Raw genomic sequence first — 21,131 nt, 5'->3', positions numbered from 1 at the left:
TTACTTCATCAAATTGTACGAGATGTGAAGCAGAAATACAATATGGATTATGAGGAAGTAAGCACTCACAGGTACATATGTCAAAAATTGCTCAAATCTTCAATCATTTCTTTGTGATATGAGTAGCGCTTTTGTTCATGTTACCGGAACTTTTCCAGTAGAAGTCACGTATGATTTTTAATGCCCTTTACCAGCCGATCCATGAAAATTAAAATAGGAGGATAAAGATGCCAAACTTGTTATTGATCTTATTTCTGTTCAACCTTTCCCTGTTTCTACTGCATGAAATGGATGCGATCCGACGGTCCGAATGGAAATTGTTTATCGTGTTAAAAGATATGGAAGCAGAAAAAGCATATACATATTTCACCTGGATTCATCTTCCACTGTATACGATCATCTTCTCACTTCTTTTCAGTTCCTATCAGACCATAACATTCTGGGTACTAGATGTATTTTTTATCATACATACCGTGTTACACTTCTTTTTCGAAAAGCATCCTCAGAACGAATTTAAAAATAGGTTCTCCAGATCGTTGATCTATCCCATGGGATGCATTGCGCTGATTCATTTAATATTCCTTATGTTGAATTAACCATACTAATCATTAGGAGGGTTGCACATGCAACCAAAACTGCTGGAAAAAGCCGAATTATTCGTTTCTAACACCCTGATTCTCAAGAAACCATTCAAATGGCAGAACCCCATCATGCGCCGTTTGGCGGCGTTGCTATATGTAGTGGAGAATAAAAGTATAGATCCAGAAGCCATTCAGCAAAGCAACGACTTGATGAAGCAGCATACCAAACGTTTCTCTGCATTTAGGGGCCCTTCTTCCTTTCATTTTGCAGCTATGCTTTCTCTGACAACGGATCAACTTACAAGACTGCAACATACGATTCAAGTCCATGATTTGACGAAAGAAATCAAGTTCCGCAACTCCGATTACCTGGTGATGGCGGCCTATCAGATCGCTGCTCGAGTGCCGCCTGATCAATTTCAGCATACCGTGGAACGTGCCAAATCATTCTATGACCGTATGAAAAAAGAGCATCCCTTCCTTACGGGACATGATGACTATATTTTCACAGCGATGTTAGCCCTCTCGGATCTGGAAGTGGACACCGCTATCGCGCATATGGAGCAGCTTTATCGGGAGTTAAAACCTCATTTTTCCGCAAAAAACAGCGTGCAGACCTTAACACACATTCTCGTTATCGGGGATGGCGGGTCTCAGGTCAGTGAACGTTTGCTGGCTTTAAGCGAGGCTTTCCGTTCAAGGAATCTTCGGATGGATAAGACGTACACATTGCCTTCACTCGCACTATTCGCACTATTGCCAGCAGAGATCGATTTGCTGGTAGATCAGGTTATTGAGACATATGACTGGTTAAGAACTAAAAATGGTTTTGGGGCATGGTCCATAAACAAACAGGAATTGCTGCTGTTCTCATCTGCATTGACTGCACTTCAACATGTGGAGAGTCTACAGAATGACATACTCACATCTTCCATGTCCACAACGATTACCAACATTATCGTCGCTCAGCAAGCCGCCATGTCGGCAGCAGCCGCTGCAGCAGCAGCGACCGCTGCCTCTTCCGCGCAATCGTAGATGATATAGGTAGCGCAAAAATGAATATCGCTATAATAATTGATCATATCAAGCACCAACAGGTAAATAAAAAACGATTATGCGAGTAAACCCGCATAATCGTTTTTTAAGGACAGTTACTTTTTATTTCATATGAATTAGTTCACTACACAATACCCGTCTCACGAAACTCCTCAATAAAGTCATTCAGCCAATCCTCGCCGTAATCCAGCGCGCCCATATCACTATCAATAAAGGCCACATCCAGACCCATCACCCAGAACCTGCGAGCGATAATAAACAGGTCGACCGCCTGTTCATCTGCATCTGTAAAGTTCCGAACGGATCTGTATCCTTTCATCAACGCATTCCATAACTGCTGCTTCTTCTCCGAATCACCCGACTGCCGTTTCCGAATCTTCACTTGAGCCAGATCATACGCACGCCATCCCGGAGCAGCCCATTCGAAATCATAATGGATGAAGCGTTCTTGCTGCTCAAACACATTGTTGTTTCCATGCATATCGCCATGACACAAACCATAATCCAGCCCGGTACTGGAGACGGTAAAAATCTTTTCTTTTAACACGTTAGCAAACGTTTGCAGAAATGTTGCTTCCTCACCATCCTCTCCAATGTAACGCAGAATTCGTTCAAGAGGCTCATCGATGAGAAATTTCGTATTCAGCTCGAACCTTTCGCTACTCCGTTCCGGCTTCGACTTCGTGTCCGACTCTGACGCCGGTTCTCGCCCCTGTTCCAACTTCATTCGATCCATAGCCTGGTGCAGTTCAGCAGCAGATCGGCCAAAAGCGTAGCAGGAATTCTCATCCTCCAGATTATTTTCTGTTCCCTCAATATAGTGAAAGAGCACAGCTGCCCGCTTTCCTTCAGCCGCATCCAGCATCGTATACCCGGTCTGATCTTTCGTTGGGATAGAGCCTCCAACCTTTGTATGCGCACTCGAACCGAGACCTTCTTTTAGTGCGGTCAACACACCCAGTTCATAACGAACATCCGCTTCCACAACCTCGGTACGATATATTCGCAATATATAAATTCCTGTGCTTGTGCGTACCCGGTAAGTATCATTTAAACCTCGCAGCCAAAACCTGCATTCTTCCCACGTTCCGATATCATAACGTTCCTGTAATGCCCACTCCAGATATGCCGGACTGAGCACCGAACGCAAAGCTGTTGCATGATTAAACATAATCAAGTTCCTTCCTGTCTGATATGTAATGAATATAATTAATATATACCATTCAGGAATTTATTGGAACGGTTTTCAAGGAGCCGCTTTAGCGGTCACAACCTTCCATTTTTGCTGCTGCTCAGGCTTAGATTCCAATCCACAACCGGACAAAGCCGCACACTCCCGAAACGCAAAATGTTTGCATCCCTTACACTTCTCTTCGTTCAGATGCCTTAGTGCATAGGTAATCGCTTCTCCCGTATGTTCAAACCGATGTGCCGAATCTAACCGTTCCAGCAAACCCGTTCGTTTCAGCATTTCGAGCGGCTGCGCCTGAAGGCCCGACAACAGTACGATCCCGCCCGAACGTTCAAAATGCTTGATTAAACTCGCCAGATTAGCCTCGCCTGTTGTATCGATAAAAGGAACTTTCCCCATGCGCAGCAATAACATGCCCGGACGCTCCGGAAGTGAATCCATAACCGATTTTTCAAACATATCCGCTGCACCAAAAAATAACGGTCCTTCGATCGTATACAGGCTGATCTGTGGACAATCATGTCCCTCCCGTACCATGTGAGCCATAACCTTCTCATGTTTATGATCCGGATCGGGCAGTACTTTGGCCACTTTCAGCATCTCGCTCATTCGTTTCACAAACAGAATGACCGCCAGAATCAAACCCACTTCCACCGCAGTCGTCAGGCTCGTAAATACAGTAAGAAGAAAGGTCAGCAGCAACACAAGCGAATCCCCTGTTCTGGTTCGCAATACGTAAGCAAAGGATTTTCGTTCACTCATGTTCCAGGCCACCAACATCAGAACCGGCGCCATGCTGGCAAGCGGAATATGGGATGCATACGGTGCAAACAGAACCAAAACAAGCAGAACAACAACACCATGAATAACACCTGACAATGGAGATACCGCACCCGATTTAATATTTGTTGCGGTACGAGCAATCGCTCCTGTCGCCGGGATACCACCGAACAGCGGTGTAACAAGGTTGGCAACCCCTTGCCCGATCAGTTCCCGGTTGCTGTTATGGCGACTGCCCGTCATGCCATCGGCGACAACCGCGGACAACAACGATTCAATACCACCGAGCATAGCAATCACAAAAGCAGGCTGCAGTAAATTTACGATACGTTCCCATGTGATCTCAGGCAGATGAAACCCAGGTAAAGTCCCCGGAATCTCTCCGAAGGATGAACCAATTGTAGCCACCTGATCTTTGAAGAAGACGGCTGCAACAACGGTCGAGCATATCAGACCCAGCAGCGAAGCAGGCACTTTGGGTGCAAACTTCGGTACAAGCAGAAGAACAGCCAGGCACACCCCCGCTGTCAGCAAACTGTATATATTAACCGTACTGATGTGCATCCCGATCTCTTTCATATTGGAGTAAAAGTCCTCGTGTTTTGTTACTCCCGTAAGTCCCAGCACATTCACGATCTGTCCACTAAAGATCAGCACGGCAATACCCGCCGTAAAACCAATCGTCACGGGTCTTGGAATGAATTTAATTAATGCCCCCAGCTTGAACACACCCATCACAATGAGCATCAGTCCGGCCATCATGCCAGCAATCAGCAAATTTTCGTAACCATACTGCATGACAATGGCAAAAAGGATTGGGATAAATGCCCCCGTTGGGCCACCAATCTGAAATTTTGAACCGCCTAACAGTGAAATCAAGATTCCCGCAATGATGGTTGTATACAATCCATATTCCGGCTTAACGCCTGAAGCGATGGCAAAAGCCATACCAAGCGGAATCGCTATAATACCTACAATCAGCCCCGATACCAGATCCTTGCGAAAATCAGCCAATCGATAACCCGCATATCTCCCGATGCCTTTCATGCTCCATAACCTTCTTTTCTTCATATATTTGAATATTTGAATATAAAGTGAACACTACTCCCTGATATATGCTGTGTCAATCGCAAATATCACAATTCTGGCGGATTGTGCTCGTATAAAATGAAACCAAAAAAACGAGAGCCCCGTACAAACGCATGGTTGCTCTCGTTTCCTGTGTCAGCTGTCTTTGCGTATATCCTCCAGCATCGAAATCGCATCGACCAGGTGGTTGTCAAAAATTTGTTTGGCAACCCCTAGTAGATCTTTAATCAGCGGGTCACGCAGTGAGTAGGTGACGGTTGTACCTTCTTTAATTCCCTGTACTACATTTTTGCTACGTAGAACAGCCAGCTGCTGGGATACCGCAGAACCTTCCAATCCAAGAATACTCTGCAGTTCATTGACGCTTTTGTCACCTTCACTCAGCAACTCCAAAATGCGAATGCGCATCGGATGTGCCAGCGCTTTGAAGAAATCGGCTTTGAACTGCTGCACGCTCTGATTCATACCCTTTGCTCCTTCAATCGAACTCATCAACATGCTCATATCATACCATAGAACGGGGTTCAGGCTTCCATTCACATGATATGATATGATGAAAAAGCAAGTACATTATACGGTGTAAGGGAGCGGTATGCATGTCCAAATCATCCGAATATTCACCCTCCGGTGTCCCTATCCTTCGTCATAAGGATACGAATCGTGAGTGGCAGTCCACTTCTTACGCAAAAGACGAATGGCTGGAGCGAATAGAGCACCACGCGGATACATATCTCGGCGAAGCCGAATCTGTGTTCCATGAGCTGGTGTCAGATAAAGTTCATATCGATGTCCATATCATTCGTCCAACACCAGAACGTAATTATTATACGTTGTATACCACAGGCATGAGTGCCTTGCCGATGAACACGCCTGAAGATGCAGAGGATTATAAGTATGCAGAACTGATGATTTGTCTGCCACCGGATTGGCCTCTATTAGAGGAGGAACTGAAGGAATCGGATAACTACTGGCCGATCCGTTGGTTGAAAACGATGGCTCGCCTGCCGCATGACTATGATACATGGCTAAGCTGGGGGCATACGGTGCCGAATGGTGATCCGGCAAAGCCACTTTCCAATAAAACAGACATGTGTGCCTTTATTGTGCTGCCTCCGCTTGAGGTCGATGAGGATTTCCTGACACTCGACATGGAAGATGGACAGACTGTGCACTTCTACGCAATTCTTCCCATTTACATGGAGGAGCTTGAGCACAAGCTAGAATATGGCTTGGACGCCCTGCTTGACCAATTCGAAGCACATGACGTGAACGAAATTTTAGACGTAAATCGGGCCAATACCTGCGAGGGTGCCTGATATTCATCATTCGTATGATCTTCATAACGAACATAAAAAAGCTCAATCCTTTGCGCATCTGCTGCTGGATTGAGCTTTCTTGTGTTGATATTTTGTTAATCCTCACACATTAATACGAGCCATATTCGAACCAGTCAAAGTCGGCTACCTGATCGGACGAATTGCCATTGCCGCTGCTAAACATGCCGATACAGCAACCAACAAAACCATCAGCTACTTCCGTGCTCAAGCTGGTCGTATCCACTCGGTCTGCAACCAGATGATACTCACTGCCATCAGTACTGTAATAAAAGCTAAGTCGCTGTCCAAGTGCAGCCATCTTGATGTACACACGCGGAATATCCCCATCTAACTTAACTTGAGCAACCCGTGACTCCTCACCACCAAACCATGTCATGACACGCAGTAGCTGTTGTTCTCCTTCAAGTGCACGTTCAATTCGCACATGATACTGGTCATTCTGTATAACCACCAGACCTGCCGTCTCATGCTCATGCTGCGGCATAAATTCCATCGCCGTTGCTGCTACATAATTCATATGTCTCTGACGTACACAGACAAAGCTGGAGTTCTCGAGTTCCTTCAATGTTTGCGGTTTCAGCTTCAAGCGCAGATAACCTTTACGTTCAGTCAAGGAATACAAATCCGCCTGAGGATTACGCAGGAACATCCACTGCAAGCCCAATTCATCATTGTCAAAGTTTTCACAGCGCAAATCCGGTGCCACTGGCGCTGCTGGCAGATTCAGCACACCTTGCTCCTCCAGCTTACCCAGCCCCCGATTGACGACTGGCCAGCCATCTTCCCATTCCACCGAAGCAATAAATGTCTCCCGGCCAAGATTACTGAACGCACCACCATAAGGTCTGGAAGCCAGCATCACCATGAACCATTCACCATTAGGAGCTTGTACCAGATCCGCATGTCCTACATTAATGACTGGATAATGCTTGCCCATGTGACGATGGGTAATAATCGGATTATTCGGATTCCCGACATAACCGCCGGTCAAACTGCTGCTGCGTGCAATCGTAACCGCATGGTTCAGACCTGTGCCACCTTCTGCAATCATCAGGTAATAATACTCGCCGATTTTATACAAATGCGGTCCTTCTGGCCAAATCACATCTACCATCGCCCCACGCCACAGAACATAGCTGTCTCCGACCAGCTTCATGCTGCCCAAATCCAGTTCACGAAGCCACACTTCCCAGTTTCCGTTGTAACGCACACCTTCAGAACAAGGACGTGTTCCCAAGTAATACGCCTTCCCGTCTTCATCGAAGAATATCGTTGGATCGATACCTTCCGCACCTTCAATAAAATAAGGATCAGACCATGGCCCAGCCGGATCGGTAGCGGTTACAACAAAGTTGCCACCATGAGATACATTCGTTGTAATCATATAAAAGAGCCCATCGTGATACCGAAGCGTCGGTGCAAAAATCCCTTGCGAATGCCCTGCGCCCTCCAGATTAAGCTGAGACTCACGATCCAGCACATTGCCGATCTGTTTCCAATGAACCAGATCACGGCTGTGAAAGATCGGAACGCCAGGAAAATAGGCAAACGTAGATGTGACCAGATAAAAGTCTTCCCCTACCCGGCAGACAGACGGATCTGGATAAAACCCGGGCATAATCGGATTATTAAACGTGCATTGCTCGCCTTGATTAACATTGTTCATTCTTTTACCCCTCCAATGGTGAGTCCAGTGACAAAGTATTTTTGCAAGAATGGATAAAGCACAACGATGGGCATGGCCGTCACAATGGTGATGGCTGCCCGAATGGACACGGGGGTGACCATATTGGTCACATTTTTGTATTGATCCACATTGACCGTTCCCCCTTGTGACGTTGCCGAGGATAACAGCTTCATCAGTTCATATTGCAGGGTGGTCAAATTGCGGTTACCTGCCGTATAGAGCATGGAGTCAAACCAGGAGTTCCACTGACCTACAGCAATAAAGAGAGCCACCGTAGCCAGCACCGGTTTAGAGAGCGGAAGCACAATACGCATAAAGATGCGGAAATCTCCTGCACCATCCATTTTTGCCGATTCAATCAGTCCCTCGGATAACCCCTGAATGTAGGTACGGATGACGATCATATTGAATACACCGATCAGACCGGGAATGATATAAACCCAGAAACTGTTCAGCAATCCCACTTGTTTGATCAACATATATCCGGGGATTAAACCTCCGCTGAAATACATTGTGATCACAAAGAGTGTAGTGACGAATTTGTTAAACATGTATTCCTTACGGCTCAGTACATAAGCCAGCATGGCTGTACAGAAGAGCTGTACCACGGTTCCAATGACCGTTCTGGCAACTGAAATAAATGCCGCTTGGGTCAGATGTGGATTTTGGAACACGGAAACATAGTTTTGCAGCGTCCACTCTCTCGGCCAGAGATAGATTCCCCCGCGAATCGTATCCAGACCGTTATTGAAAGATACGGCAATGGTGTTTAAAAAAGGATATAACGTAACAACCATAACAAGCAACATAAATATGCCATTGGTGATCGAGAAAATTGAGTCACCCAGGCTTCGTTTTCCGCTAATTCGATTCACAGCGCTGCCCCCTTATCATATCAACCGCTCTTCCCCAAGAGATTTGGCAATCCCGTTGGCGATAAAGATGAGCACCAGACTGACCACACTTTTGAAGATGCCTGCCGCGGTGGCAAGTGAGTAGTTTCCGAGATTAATCCCGTATTTCAGGACAAAAATATCAATCGTCTCGGATACATCCTGCACCAGTCCGTTCCCCAGCAAATATTGAATCTCAAAACCTGCATTCAGTACGTTACCCACGTTGATAATCAGCAGGATAATGATGGTTGGTTTGATGCTCGGCAGTGTGACATTCCACATTTTGCGGAAACGGCCTGCTCCATCGATGGATGCTGCCTCGTACAAACTGGGATTAATCGACGCCATGGAAGCCAGATAAATAATCGTACCCCAACCGATCTCCTTCCACATGCTAGACAAACCTACGATGCCCCAGAAATATTTGGGTTCGGCAAAAAAATTGATCGGTGCATCGATCAGCCCCAGCTTGGTCATCAGCACATTCACAATCCCGTTTTCCGTTGATAGTACATTCGCAACGATACCTGTCACGATGATCCACGACAGAAAGTGTGGTAGGTAAGAAACGGTCTGTACGACACGTTTAAACAAAACCAGCCGTAGTTCGTTGAGCAAGAGCGCCAGACCGATTGAACCCACAAATCCCAGAAACAGACTGATCAGGCTCATCGCCAGTGTATTGCGAATGACACGTAAGAAAGTCGGGTCTGTAAATAACGTTCGAAAATGATCCAGCCCCGCCCAATCCTGCTCCATAAAACCAATGCCCGGTCTGTAGTTCTGAAAAGCCATAAGCCAGCCCCATAGAGGCCCATATGCAAAAATAGCAATAAACGCAATGAAGGGGAATGACATCCACATCAATTGGCGCTGACTTTTCATTCTGGACAAGTTATACCCGAGCCAGCTTTTCCCTGATGGGATATGACTGGTATTTACCGAAGGCTGCAACTCCTTTTTAGCCATGCTTTTCTCTCTCCTTGATTACGAGTTTTATCTATATCATCCGCTGCGGATGATTCGAATCCATTCCTGTCCAATGGGTACATGTTTATGTGTGGATTAAGAAAGGCTACAGGGTATCCCATAGCCTATCTGCCTTAAACCTAGCTATTAATTACTGGTATTGCTTTTCTTGCTGCTTATCGTATAACCTGTCTTACTACTTGCATCTGTTTTACCTGTTTAACCCCACAGCTCTACACGTCTGCGAACCTCTTCCGTAAGCGCATCCTCATACGCTTTGATATCTGCACTTTCTTTGAGTGTGGATTGATACTCCTCCCATGCCTGTTCGAACTCAGCTGGTGAGGTCATGATCACTTTAGGCAACCATTTGCGTTTCACATCGTCCATCTTCTGTCTGGCAATGGTCTCTGGTTTATTCGGTTCGAAATTGAACGTATAGATCGGGAACCATGGTTCGTTCTCTTCCGCTGGCTCCAGGAAATCCGTGAATTTGGTGTATCCGTAAGCCTTGAGCACTTTTTTATCAATGTCATTCAGTGTAGCCAGGTATTCCTCCGGCTGTTCTTTCGGATCCATCGCATTTTTACCGTCTGCTGTCATGCCTTCATGGTGAGGGAAATATACCAGCGGGCTTCCAGTGTTTGCGAGTACCCAGTCCGGATCTTTCGAATTGGCGCGTTGCTCCTCGTTACGGGAGAATACACCTTTGTCATCCACCTGATAATCCACATCTTTTTGTCCCCACGTTCTCAGCACTTCTGTCTCCGGATCAAGCAGATCGTTAATGTATTGAAGCGCTCCTTCAACATCTTTACAGCTCTTCGTGATCGCAAGTCCACCGTTGACGTTCAGAATCGGCTTATGCTGATAACGTCCTTTTACATCTTCGGACAACGTAATGGACAGTGGGACGTAGGTTCTTTCATACAGCTTTTGTTTAACGAGAGAAGCCTCTGCGTCAAGGAACTGCCATCCCTGATCGACCATGCCCAGTACGCGTCCCGTTGAAATTTTGGAAATGTACTGATCGTAATTCGCTGTGAACGTCTCATTGTCAACAAGCCCTTTGTTGTAGACCTCATTGATTTTTTTAAAATAAGCCTTGGCTTCCGGAATCGTATTGTAGTTTTTCGCTGTTAACGTAGCCTTGTCAACAATTGCGGCTCCTTCATTCGGATAACCGGCCAGGAACAACGGTGGATTCTCCAGAGCGAAGTAACGCCAGTCGTAAGAGATGATCTCAAAACCAATCGTTGGCTGACCATTAATTGTTGGATTCGCTGCTTTGTACTTTTCGATCAAGTCAAAGTACTGATCCAATGTTTTGATCGTCGGATAGTTAGCCCATTCCAGCACTGCTTTTTGAATCCAGAACGCTTCCCCATCATGGGATACTTTCATGGACTCGCCTTGTAAATTTCCGAATTGCGGAATGAAGTAGATATGACCATCCGTTGAATTCTTCATTTTCTTCCAGTTGTCACCGAGATAGTTTTTAATATTTGGGTATTTATCGATGTAGTCTTCAAGTGGCACAAGCGCACCGGCAGATACTAATTGCTGTGTACCATCACTGCCATCAATGAAATCCGGATACTCGCCGCCTGCAATCATTACTCCAATTCGTTCTTTGGCGGTCTGGCCTGTGAGCCAATCCATCGTGACCCGCACGCCTGTCTTTTCCTCAATAGCCTTCATCACCCGGTTATCATCAGGTGCGAGCTTGCCTGGTACAGCAAAAAATGCGGAAAACTGCTTCAGTTCTTTGCCGTCTGCCGTCTTCTCCTCCGATTTGGATGCCCCTGGTGTACAACCGGCGAGCACCACCGTAAACATCAACGTGAGTAGAACGAGCTGCCTTAATCTTTTTCTGACATCCTTTTTCATCATGACCCCTCCAGCGAAGTATGTTGAGAGACACTCTTTAGAAAGCGCTTTCCAAAGGTTGATTTAAAATTATCATTGTTGCCTGCTCTCCTCAACGGGACAAACTATAGGCCCCATCCGAATAATTCCAGATAAGCAAAAAATCCTGCTCCCCTTTCAAGGAGTGCAGGATGACGAATCTGAGGTAGGCATCGCTTGAGCCCTTTTCCGATATTGGGCCGGTGTCTCTCCCCTGATTTTTTCGAAGCGGTTAATAAAATAATCCGAATCCCGATATCCCACCATCGCTGCGATCTCATACACTCTGTAATCCGTTCTGCGTAGCAGCCGGGTGGCCTCTTCGATCCGAATCTGATTCAGGTAATCACTGAAACTCACGCCGTAATGCTTTTTGAATATCTGGCCCAGATACGCACTGTTCATGTAAAAATGCTCTCCGAGCAATTTCAGGCTCATATTTTCCATATAGTGCTCATGAATGTAAGCCTCGACTCGGGCCAAGACCCCCATCGCGTTCCACTTCTGCCGCTCTTTCAGCTTCTCCGCACATATATACGAAAACTCGCACAGATTCTCGATATTCTCTTCCATGGACAGCATGGCGTAGTTCTGCTGAAGAAACGTCGACTGCATCCATTGCTCATCTGAATTCAGATCGGATTCATCACTGTTAACCAGCCCCAGCAACGTGTAAGCCAAATAATGAAGATGAATGCCCACGATGCCCGGCTCGATACGCTGCTCCAGAAAAAATTGAAAGATGGCCTGCGCATGACCTCGCACATCCTCAATTCGTTGCTCCTCTATGGCTTGAATCAGTCCGTCGAATAGCTGTTTCTCCCTCCCGGCGGGCTGATTGGTAAACACACTGGTGTCCATATGCTCAAAATAGTAGATTGGCCCGTATGCGCTAAAGAAACGCAAACTTTTGATCTTTCCGCAGGAGTAGTAGGACTCATGGAGTTCGTCCAATCTGCTAACCTCTTTCCCCGCATAGATTGCAATCGCTGCACTCTGAATTCGGCCTAACTCGTTATAAATCCGCGTGACGTATTGTTCCAGTGATAATGCCTCACGCTTCAGCAACAGGTCGGTTACAATATGCAGCAACCTGTTTTTCTCCCCTGTGAAGGATTTCAGGACATGTCCTGCGTAATTCTGGTTTATATGGGCTTCCACGAGCAGACTCCCATCGTTCTGCTGCTGTTCGCGCTCCGACTCCGTTTCAATCATCAAACATCGCAATTTCGTTGCTTCCCCATAATGGACTCGCACATGGTCAAGGGTCTCTTGATCCGCCGTTCCAAGCAAAATAGATTGCACATGCTGAGTAAGTACAATCTGTTCCTGTTTTTCCTGATGTCGCTTCTCTTCCGTTCTCTCCAAAAAGGAGACTTTGAATGCCTCCAGCACTTGCAGCAGCTCGTCCCTCACAATTGGTTTAAGTATATAATCGTTCACCTGATACTTGATTGCTTGTTTGGCGTACTCGAACTCATAGAACCCGCTGAGCAGCACCATTTTCATCTCGTCACCGTACTCTTCATATACCATCTTGGCCAGCCGCATCCCATCCATTTCCGGCATTTTAATGTCAGATATGACGAGATCAGGCTTCATGGTACGGATACAATCGAGCGCCTGCAGCCCGTTCGAAGCCTGTCCACAAATCTGATATCCAAGCGCGTTCCAATCAATCAGCAAAAGAAGTCCTTGGCGAATAAATGGCTCATCGTCCACAATCAGCACGTTGATCATATCCTCGCTCCTTATCCCTGAGATGCTTGCACAAGCGGAATCTGTATGCGAATCGTAGTCCCCTTGTACCTTTCACTGTCAATGCTTACTTGCACACGTTCATCGAAATACATCCGAAGCCGAATATATGCATTCATCACCCCAATACTGCTCAGCTCGCTAAGCCGCTCCAGACTTGGATCAAGTAGCATATTTCGAAGCATAGCCAGCTTTTCATCCTCCATACCGACCCCCGTATCGTGGATGAGGATGTGCAATTGGTCATTCTTTTTCTGGAACTCTACTTCCACCACACCATCATTCAAACTGCCCTCAATACCATGTATACAAGCATTCTCTACAAATGTCAGTACGGTCAGCTTGGGAATCTTGATTTCCCAAATGTCTGCATCCTCAACGTTAATAACGAATTGAAGTTTCTCGCCAAAGCGGTATTGCTGAATCACCAGATAACTCTCGACAAAACGAATCTCATCCTGAATGGTAACGAGATCGTTGCCCCAATTAATCGTTTGCCGTAACAGCAGCGCCAGCTTCTGAATAATGTCAGAGGTTTCAAGCTCATCCTTGATCAGACTGCGCATGCGGATCGTTTCAAGGGTGTTAAACATAAAATGTGGATTGACCTGGCTCTGCAGTGCCTTCAATTCAGCTTGTTTCTTCGAAAGCTCTAACGCCTGCCGTTCGACCTGTCCTTTGAACACAATCTCGATCAGATTCCTGATCTTAATGACCATCATGTTATAGCTATGGGTCAGGCTGCCGATCTCATCCTTGCCCGCGGGTTCTGCAATGACCTCGAATTGCTCCTGTTTAACCTGATCCAGATGTTTGGCAATCCGGCCTACTCTGTGAACGAGGGATCTGGAGATTAGCCAGATGAGCAGTGTCGGCACCAACAGATTAAGAATAATCAGCAGCATCAGATTAAATCTGGAATCCACAATCTCCGTCAGAAAATCGAGTTTCTCTCCACGCACGATAATTTGCCAGTTTTCCGATACAACCGGGATCAATTCCGCTGATTGCCCTGCATCCTTCGCCATACTCGACATCAGGTGAAACGGCTTCCGCGCCTGATTCATCTGTGCATCATTGGAAAAAATAATCCGGTCATTCGAAACGATATATATTTTTGCGCCCGCTCCTTCATTCTTGAATGACTTGTTAATAAAGGCGTAGTCGAGGTCTACTTTTAACACTTTCTCTACTTGCTGTTTCCCGAAATAATCAAGCTTGCGAATAATGCTAACCTTACGACCACCCTGACTCTGCGACATCTCTGCCTGTTGCTTGTCAAAATAGGAATAGATCATCATCTGATCATCCGTATTCATCAGTGCTTGATACCATTCACTCTTGCGGATATCATCGTTCAACTTGATGAAGTTGCCACCATTTACGAACGTATCGTTGTCCACATAAAACGTCACCTGATTCACTTGCTGGTAACTGTAATAATAACGAACCAGATTGTTGCCGCTCAGCATATCATAGTATGCAAAATAATAATCTTCCTGATTGTTGTATTTGGACTCCATAAACCGATTGAGCGTGGCGTCCGTGTACAAAAAATTGGATACGTACAAGCTGTTGTCCAAGCTATTCCGCAGATTAAAGCGAATCCGTTGCTGCATTTCGTTGATCCGGCTCTGCTCTTTGCCTTCAATCTGTCCCTTGATGCTTTGATAAAATACCGCATTCGTTGCAAGTACCGGAACCAGCACACAAAAAATAAACAATATGTATAACTTCGTTCTAAGACTCCAATCATCCAGCATCTGAATGCGCTTACAGTTTAACTTGCGTTTCATGTCCGCTGTTGTCTCCCCCACCCGTGTCATCCATTACCACCATTATAACGAGCCATGGTGATAATGTCTCATTTGAAGTCTATAACATTCGTGTGGCTATAATTACACCCCCTTTTCAGTCTTATTTTAATAATTTCATTCGTACACATCCGCAGAGATTGTGAATTTTTATGTGATTTTCAGTCGTATCCAATCTTCTCAAAACAGATACGAATCTTGTTTGGTATGAAAGGATTATATCAAAGTAGTTGTTGTTGATATCAAATTCTCAGGTGTGTTGTACACATTTTGGTATAACACCGATAATTATCGTCACAAATATTCAGTTTTGGGTGAAAATGTCGTTAATTGTTATCTTGTGATTCCAAAGGAAAGCTAAGAAAAGAGACCGGCTAATTGATCGGTCTTTCCATATGTATGTCAGCGTGCCCCTTAAAGTATAAACTAATCGTAATCACCTATGTTTACATAAACTATTCGTAGATACCACAAAACCCTTAAAAAATAAAATTTATTTTCAATTTTTTTACATAATGAGTGTATACATTTTTTTCAAAAAAAGTATAATGAGAGAAGATTTGAGTTGGCCAACTCCAATACTACCATTAAACTACTAAAAGGAGCTTTCAAATGAGAAGGATTTTCACTGTTTTTCTTACAATTTGTTTATTGGTATCAAGTGTTCCCCTAGCAGCATCTGCAGAAAACAACGAGAAGGTTTCTCCTGTTCTTGATGAACGAGTAATCAATATTTTAGAACAAAATAATATTGACTATCAAATTCAAGATGGTACTCTTAAGTTAAGTGAAATTACACCTGAAGCTATTGCTACTGTAAACAAATTACTTAATACAGAGTTCAGAACAGAGTCCAAAAATAGCCTCGCTGCTACTTACCCAACTCCATATACACATATGAAAAATTATGATATTTATACTTCAGAAAAGTTCCAAGCAGCAACAAAAACTGCTTTAGGAGCAGCCGTCGTTGAATGGGCTAAAGGGAAATTCATTCCTGATCCATGGAAAATAAGTATTGCGGCAATTGGAGGCTTTGGGGTTTACTATTTCGTTACATCCAACAAAGAGAACTTATTTATTTCTATTAAATACTACTACAGAGCATTAGGGCCAGGTTTTTTTACTGAAAATGGTAATTTTATTGGAGACTATGAAATTTTGAAAGAAATCAGAGTTACAGCTAATTCTAATCATACTGGCGGTAACATTGAACACGACGCAAGAAAGTCTAGTGTAGTTGAACCTTGGTTCTGAAATGAGATGATACTATTTTTGGGTACTTAATTACTTTTATATTAAACTTTATACTCGCTTACTTTATCTACAATGACCCAAGTTACATTAAGCCTGTTGTTCATTCTATTCTTATAACAATTGTAATTTTTTCAATTGATATAATTAGAAAGAAACACAAAAAACATCTAGATAAAGAATAGGAAATTAGCCCCAGACAGCGATCCGAGTCTGGGGCTAATCACATTTAATATTCTGTGCATCAAAATATGCTTAATGAACTTTTTGACAAAGGATACTCTCAAAGTACTATAACTGGGGTGGATTTAAAGAGAATCATGGAAAGAGTAGGTCATGATGATGCAAAGACCACACTCAAAATATTTACTCACGTTAAAAAATCACAAAGCATTTCTCAGACATCATAAAAATATGAGTTTTGCAGGAAATGTGATTCTTATATGATTTTCAGTATTATTTTGATATGTAGACAGCCATAAAATACTTGAAATTATGGCTATTTTCAATAATTTTGCGTGCCATAGTGATAATGGAATACACGTTTCGGACTAACATCTTACATATTTACGTTTGAAACCGAGCTGATTGCGATCCAGCGCTTTTTGAATATTGTCGAAAGCACTGATCTGCTTGCTTTTCGGCTTGCCCAGACCTACTTCAAGCGGACCAACCCTTTTGGCCGTTTCCACCGCTAGCTCATGCAACGGAACGTAAGACATGGCGACCGTATAGATAAATAGATTCATGGCTATTTTTGCCCGTTCAGGCGCGCTGTGAATCGTTTGTTCTACCTGCTCCAGCATCTGTCTAAGTTTACTTTCCTCAAACTCGGTATCTTTACGGCTACCCAAAAGCCAGCAGTAACAGCTCCATCCACCGGACATTCGCAGCTCTTCTCCGCTAGCAATCCAGGTGTCTGCGACCTCTTGGGCAATATTCGTCTCCGCTAAAGTTACAGCAACAATATAATCAGACACCATGTAGAAATACGCCGCATCCATCCAGCGATCAAAATCGGCATGGTTCATCACTTTCGGATCAGCGATAACACCTGCAAAATACATGGCATCATAGTTGCCTGTTGCATACAATTGCTCAGCAAGCGGCTGATTTTTCTTGATTTGCTTCGCCATCGGTTTCATGGCTCCTGTAGCAACACCAAACAAGGGTTCATGCGCACCACTCGCCAGATAGATCTTTTTCGTACGTTCCTTGCCCAAAGCCTCAAGTTCTTGCATAACCTCGTTTACATTCATGTGAGTAGCTCCTTTGGAAGGATTAAGTTTACACGGACAAGCCAAGGACATCTGTGTAAATGAATCGTTTCGTCTCATCGTAATTTAAAGCAACTTGCGCTATACATAGCTTCAAGTTTGAAATACTTTTTATCAGTCTAGCACATCAGGGCGTATGCCCATACATGTAACGTATGACATCCAGCAATAAAGTGCTGCATCGGTTATAGCAAAAAGCCCAAAGCTTTGCAGCGTATGCGCTACAAGCCTTGAGCTATACTGTGTCGAACGATTCATTTACACGGCAACGCCGATAACTGTACAACCTGGAAAGTAGCTGATGTTACACCGAAGCCTGCGCTCCAATCCGGGTAATCATTGTATCAAATGGAGCAATATGCAACGTCTGCATCCCATGCTCCGTGTCAATCGTCGTCGTCTGTGCTTGATCACTGTTGTTAATCACAACCAACTTGCCACTCTCGGGATAATACGCACATTCGGTAAGCACATTATCCGTAATATACTTCGTATTATGCTGCTCGTTACCTGCAAAGCGGATCAGATTCAGCAGCAGTCTTGCATTCGCCCAGCTGAATTCGAACGAAGACAGATAGATTCCCTTTCCTTTGCCAAAAGCATGTACAGACAACGCAATTTCGCCTTCTATTTCCTGTACTACCTCAGCCGTTCCATCGGTTAGATAGAGTTGCGGCTTACCTCTCACTGTTGCACCTTCCGGCATAAGCCCATGCCGATCCTGCACATCATAGGCCCATTTTCCATGCACCACGCGCGCACCTGTATCCTCATCCACCCCAAGCACATGAGCCATCCGGAAAAAGGTATCATAACCCTCCACCGCCGACGGCTGGTTGATGCCAATGAACGTACCTCCTTCGTGTACCCAACGAGTAAGCAGATCCACACATGCCGTGTCATGCCAATGCTCGCCGCCGCTCCATGCAGAACCTGCCCTGCCCGCATTAATGACCACATCCACCTCGTTCAGCACACCCTGGCGAATATCTTCAAAATCGATAAACCTTACGTCTACCGGCAGCCCGGATAACGCCTCATTTACCTGAATCAAATCATGCATATACGTCTCATGGAAATGTCCAGACAACGTCCACGATCTCAATCGGCCCCAGCTATGGAGCACCGCTACCCGGGTCTGAAGCTGAACCGGCTGACCGGCCTGATGCAGCTCTTTGATCTCCCTGAACTCATCCGCGACCTTCTCGATATATTCCACAAAATCAGGATAAGGCTCTACCAAATGCAGGTATCCACCCAGGCCAATCCGGTCGATTTTCTCGCGCAACAATGCGCGCCGGATGTTAATCCAGTAGTTTTTGGCATCAAGCGTTGGGTTCCCTCCCTCCTTGAAGGTAGGTAATCCACCTAACCCGACAGGGAATAGATAAGGATGCAAGCGAATTTCATGTGTTTCAGCCTTGACGCCTGAACACATTCTGGCCTCATAGCCAGAGAACACACATTTGATCATGCCATCGAAGCCAAACTCTTCAAAGCGGTCATTGTAAGGCTCCATGCCGACCCAGCTATCATCGTAAAATACATAGGCCAGCTTGCCATGCTGATGCACGATATCAATCAGTTTTTGGCCAAAATCAATGACAAAATCATTGATAAACGCCATCCAGTCCAGCTTACGCTGCCCCGCAGGCATATGGCTGACCTGGTATTTCCCGCCATTTACAAAGTCCTCTGCTGTGAGTGCATAGCCATATTTTTCAGCAAATAAATCGAGCCCTCTTGAACTCACCGTGAAATCATAGGAGCCCCAGTCCGAGAACAAATGGCGGTTCCGCTCATCACTGCCCCAGATCCAGGCAAAATTATAGAAAAGCGACGTAAATCGAACAACCGTTGTTTCCGGGTGAGCAACGCACCACTTTTCCATCCAATCCAGCAGATAGGCCTGCGTGTCCGCATAGATTGGGTCGATCTGCATTAGGTGCTCCTTATCCCAGTGGTTGGTCGTATGGTTATACATGGAGATCTCTTCCCATATGCGATAAACCATGAAACTTACCGTGTATTTATGCCAAGACGTAATGCCGGTAATGACCACGTTTCCGGCTTCCCTTTCGTAATTCCACTGGCTTCTCGGCACTTCCTGTCCGGTCGTACGATCGTACACCTGCCAATACTTCAGCGCTTCCTTCGAATCGTTCACTCTGAACTGTTCGGCAAAAAAGTCCTCCATCAGATAGATGGAGATATAATCCTGCACAGCCACCTTGGGCTGGGTAACCAGAAAACATTGCTGCAGCTTATCGGAATTCCTCGATGCCCACTCATTATGATCCCGGATGATGCAGATGGTCGAATAAATGCCGTAACCTGCCTGAATGATCTCATCCGACAACTTGGTCCCGTCACTGTCACGGATGACATCCGCTCCCCACCGTTTGGCCAGTTCCAGCGTTAACGCTTCGTAACCCGATTCTCCCGGTAAAGTGAACGAGCCTTTGGTTGTTTTCGGCAATTCGGTTTCCTCCCCCTTATCTCAACATGTCTGACAGAAATGCGAGTGCCAGTCCTTGTCCCCAACCTTGGCTCCAATCCTTCGGAATGTTGCGGTACCCATCGCGATCCTTCATTACAGCCGTTCCACCGGATACTCCTAACACACGCCCGTCTTCACTGATATGGCTCAAAACGCCTTGCAGCGCCTTCTGCACATATTTCGTATGCAGCGGGTTCCCGTTATTGATCATAGCTGCGGCAATACCGCACGACGCGGAAACTTCCTCATACGATTCCGGATCATCCAGCACGGTACGCCACAAGCCGTTTTCCGTCTGCAGCAACTTGAGAGCCGCAAGCTGATCGCGCAAGGAACACTCTACGTCCATACATTGTGGATACAAGTACCACTCTTTAAGCTGCGGTTTCACTTGTGACATGGTGTAAGCGCCCCACGCATTCGCCCGTCCCCAGTAAAATCCGGACATTCGGTCCTTGTTTACGTTGTTATAACCGTGGTACCACAAGCCTGTGCCAGGATCTTGGAGGTATTTGATATGCCAGTAATACTGATTCAGGGCATCCTGAATCATTGCTTCGTCTTGCAGCTTGCTGCCCACCCGGAGCAGGAAAAAAGCAGCCATAAACAGCGTATCTGCCCAAGCTTGTTCGGGAAAATCATTCGATGTCGACACCGTGTGCTGCAGCACGCGGTCGCCAAAGCGGAGCGCATGATTTTGCAGATAGTCCACCTTGCTCATCACGATATCCCAATACTTCTGATCCCCGGTCTCTTCGTATAACGTGATCAGCACATGCCCCATCGCACATGTATTCACCGTCCAGCTAGGCAAGCCGAGCTCTATATATTCATCCGTCCACTTCACCAGCCTGTCCAGGATCTCTTGATCCCCTGTCGTCTGATAGGCTCGCGATACCCCGTAATAGGCTACGCCGCATGGCCAATCCCAAGTCAGATCCATATCCAGTGTTTTGCTTGTTACGTTCTGAATCACCTTTAAAATAAGTTCACGGTCGTATTTCACTTGCAGCATTGAACTTCCCCTCTCATA

The 21,131-nt window shown here is 45.5% G+C and carries 16 protein-coding genes; 4 read left to right on the top strand and 12 right to left on the bottom strand.

Going from position 1 to position 21,131, the window contains the following annotated elements; all coding sequences use genetic code 11:
- Window positions 1-227 precede the first annotated feature (227 nt).
- Window positions 228-596: a DUF6713 family protein gene (locus tag ACUTVW_RS18060; RefSeq protein ID WP_445647067.1), complete on the top strand. Its 369-nt coding sequence runs from the start codon at window positions 228-230 to the stop codon at window positions 594-596.
- 27 nt (window positions 597-623) lie between these two features.
- Window positions 624-1,616 (top strand): DUF4003 family protein, encoded by a 993-nt coding sequence (locus tag ACUTVW_RS18055; RefSeq protein WP_445647066.1) that lies wholly within the window; start codon window positions 624-626, stop codon window positions 1,614-1,616.
- A gap of 145 nt (window positions 1,617-1,761) precedes the next feature.
- Here the strand turns inward: ACUTVW_RS18055 and ACUTVW_RS18050 are convergent, their stop codons facing one another.
- From ACUTVW_RS18050 to ACUTVW_RS18040, 3 genes are all read right to left on the bottom strand, one after another.
- Entirely contained in the window at window positions 1,762-2,808 is a 1,047-nt protein-coding gene (locus ACUTVW_RS18050) for a phosphotransferase (RefSeq protein WP_445647065.1), read from the bottom strand.
- 75 nt (window positions 2,809-2,883) lie between these two features.
- On the bottom strand, window positions 2,884-4,656 hold the full coding sequence (locus tag ACUTVW_RS18045) for a SulP family inorganic anion transporter (RefSeq protein ID WP_445647064.1): 1,773 nt from the start codon (window positions 4,654-4,656) through the stop codon (window positions 2,884-2,886).
- Between the two features lie 177 nt (window positions 4,657-4,833).
- Window positions 4,834-5,163 carry an ArsR/SmtB family transcription factor gene (locus tag ACUTVW_RS18040; protein ID WP_445647063.1) on the bottom strand — a complete coding sequence of 110 codons (330 nt, stop codon included), beginning with the start codon at window positions 5,161-5,163 and terminating at the stop codon, window positions 4,834-4,836.
- A gap of 131 nt (window positions 5,164-5,294) precedes the next feature.
- Between ACUTVW_RS18040 and ACUTVW_RS18035 the strand changes: the two genes are divergently transcribed.
- A complete protein-coding gene (locus ACUTVW_RS18035; RefSeq protein WP_445647062.1) occupies window positions 5,295-6,014 on the top strand; it encodes a suppressor of fused domain protein in 720 nt (239 codons plus the stop codon).
- A 109-nt stretch (window positions 6,015-6,123) separates the two neighbouring features.
- Here ACUTVW_RS18035 and ACUTVW_RS18030 read toward each other — a convergent pair whose 3' ends face one another.
- The 6 genes from ACUTVW_RS18030 to ACUTVW_RS18005 all read right to left on the bottom strand — a co-directional run bounded on the left by ACUTVW_RS18030 (window position 6,124) and on the right by ACUTVW_RS18005 (window position 15,049).
- Window positions 6,124-7,701 (bottom strand): glycoside hydrolase family 43 protein, encoded by a 1,578-nt coding sequence (locus ACUTVW_RS18030; RefSeq protein WP_445647061.1) that lies wholly within the window; start codon window positions 7,699-7,701, stop codon window positions 6,124-6,126.
- A complete protein-coding gene (locus tag ACUTVW_RS18025) occupies window positions 7,698-8,597 on the bottom strand; it encodes a carbohydrate ABC transporter permease (RefSeq protein ID WP_186375587.1) in 900 nt (299 codons plus the stop codon). Before ACUTVW_RS18025 ends, ACUTVW_RS18030 begins: the two co-directional genes overlap by 4 nt.
- Window positions 8,598-8,612: 15 nt before the next feature.
- Window positions 8,613-9,587, bottom strand: a complete 975-nt coding sequence (locus tag ACUTVW_RS18020) for an ABC transporter permease (RefSeq protein ID WP_434752859.1) — start codon at window positions 9,585-9,587, stop codon at window positions 8,613-8,615.
- 219 nt (window positions 9,588-9,806) lie between these two features.
- On the bottom strand, window positions 9,807-11,480 hold the full coding sequence (locus ACUTVW_RS18015; protein WP_445647060.1) for an extracellular solute-binding protein: 1,674 nt from the start codon (window positions 11,478-11,480) through the stop codon (window positions 9,807-9,809).
- Between the two features lie 153 nt (window positions 11,481-11,633).
- A complete protein-coding gene (locus ACUTVW_RS18010; protein WP_445647059.1) occupies window positions 11,634-13,235 on the bottom strand; it encodes a response regulator transcription factor in 1,602 nt (533 codons plus the stop codon).
- An 11-nt stretch (window positions 13,236-13,246) separates the two neighbouring features.
- Entirely contained in the window at window positions 13,247-15,049 is a 1,803-nt protein-coding gene (locus tag ACUTVW_RS18005; RefSeq protein ID WP_445647058.1) for a histidine kinase, read from the bottom strand.
- Between the two features lie 630 nt (window positions 15,050-15,679).
- On the opposite strand from ACUTVW_RS18005, the gene ACUTVW_RS18000 reads away from it, so the two are divergent.
- Window positions 15,680-16,324 (top strand): hypothetical protein, encoded by a 645-nt coding sequence (locus ACUTVW_RS18000; protein WP_445647057.1) that lies wholly within the window; start codon window positions 15,680-15,682, stop codon window positions 16,322-16,324.
- 548 nt (window positions 16,325-16,872) lie between these two features.
- Here the strand turns inward: ACUTVW_RS18000 and ACUTVW_RS17995 are convergent.
- From ACUTVW_RS17995 to ACUTVW_RS17985, 3 genes are all read right to left on the bottom strand, one after another.
- On the bottom strand, window positions 16,873-17,580 hold the full coding sequence (locus ACUTVW_RS17995; protein ID WP_445647056.1) for a DNA alkylation repair protein: 708 nt from the start codon (window positions 17,578-17,580) through the stop codon (window positions 16,873-16,875).
- 322 nt (window positions 17,581-17,902) lie between these two features.
- Window positions 17,903-20,077 carry a 1,3-beta-galactosyl-N-acetylhexosamine phosphorylase gene (gnpA, locus tag ACUTVW_RS17990; protein ID WP_445647055.1) on the bottom strand — a complete coding sequence of 725 codons (2,175 nt, stop codon included), beginning with the start codon at window positions 20,075-20,077 and terminating at the stop codon, window positions 17,903-17,905.
- A gap of 16 nt (window positions 20,078-20,093) precedes the next feature.
- Window positions 20,094-21,113 carry a glycoside hydrolase family 88/105 protein gene (locus ACUTVW_RS17985; protein WP_445647054.1) on the bottom strand — a complete coding sequence of 340 codons (1,020 nt, stop codon included), beginning with the start codon at window positions 21,111-21,113 and terminating at the stop codon, window positions 20,094-20,096.
- Window positions 21,114-21,131 lie beyond the last annotated feature (18 nt).

The sequence above is a fragment of the Paenibacillus sp. TSA_86.1 genome, from assembly GCF_052691815.1.
This window is presented reverse-complemented; position numbering and strand designations above follow the sequence as displayed.

What these genes read in the sequence shown, in the direction of transcription:
- ACUTVW_RS18015 (WP_445647060.1), bottom strand. Translation starts at nt 11,480, where the DNA reads ATGATGAAAAAGGATGTCAGAAAAAGATTAAGGCAGCTCGTTCTACTC.
- ACUTVW_RS17985 (WP_445647054.1), bottom strand. Translation starts at nt 21,113, where the DNA reads ATGCTGCAAGTGAAATACGACCGTGAACTTATTTTAAAGGTGATTCAG.
- ACUTVW_RS18050 (WP_445647065.1), bottom strand. Translation starts at nt 2,808, where the DNA reads ATGTTTAATCATGCAACAGCTTTGCGTTCGGTGCTCAGTCCGGCATAT.
- ACUTVW_RS18055 (WP_445647066.1), top strand. Translation starts at nt 624, where the DNA reads ATGCAACCAAAACTGCTGGAAAAAGCCGAATTATTCGTTTCTAACACC.
- ACUTVW_RS18060 (WP_445647067.1), top strand. Translation starts at nt 228, where the DNA reads ATGCCAAACTTGTTATTGATCTTATTTCTGTTCAACCTTTCCCTGTTT.
- ACUTVW_RS18010 (WP_445647059.1), bottom strand. Translation starts at nt 13,235, where the DNA reads ATGATCAACGTGCTGATTGTGGACGATGAGCCATTTATTCGCCAAGGA.
- ACUTVW_RS18040 (WP_445647063.1), bottom strand. Translation starts at nt 5,163, where the DNA reads ATGAATCAGAGCGTGCAGCAGTTCAAAGCCGATTTCTTCAAAGCGCTG.
- ACUTVW_RS17995 (WP_445647056.1), bottom strand. Translation starts at nt 17,580, where the DNA reads ATGAATGTAAACGAGGTTATGCAAGAACTTGAGGCTTTGGGCAAGGAA.
- ACUTVW_RS18020 (WP_434752859.1), bottom strand. Translation starts at nt 9,587, where the DNA reads ATGGCTAAAAAGGAGTTGCAGCCTTCGGTAAATACCAGTCATATCCCA.
- ACUTVW_RS18005 (WP_445647058.1), bottom strand. Translation starts at nt 15,049, where the DNA reads ATGAAACGCAAGTTAAACTGTAAGCGCATTCAGATGCTGGATGATTGG.
- ACUTVW_RS18045 (WP_445647064.1), bottom strand. Translation starts at nt 4,656, where the DNA reads ATGAAAGGCATCGGGAGATATGCGGGTTATCGATTGGCTGATTTTCGC.
- ACUTVW_RS18030 (WP_445647061.1), bottom strand. Translation starts at nt 7,701, where the DNA reads ATGAACAATGTTAATCAAGGCGAGCAATGCACGTTTAATAATCCGATT.
- ACUTVW_RS18035 (WP_445647062.1), top strand. Translation starts at nt 5,295, where the DNA reads ATGTCCAAATCATCCGAATATTCACCCTCCGGTGTCCCTATCCTTCGT.
- ACUTVW_RS18000 (WP_445647057.1), top strand. Translation starts at nt 15,680, where the DNA reads ATGAGAAGGATTTTCACTGTTTTTCTTACAATTTGTTTATTGGTATCA.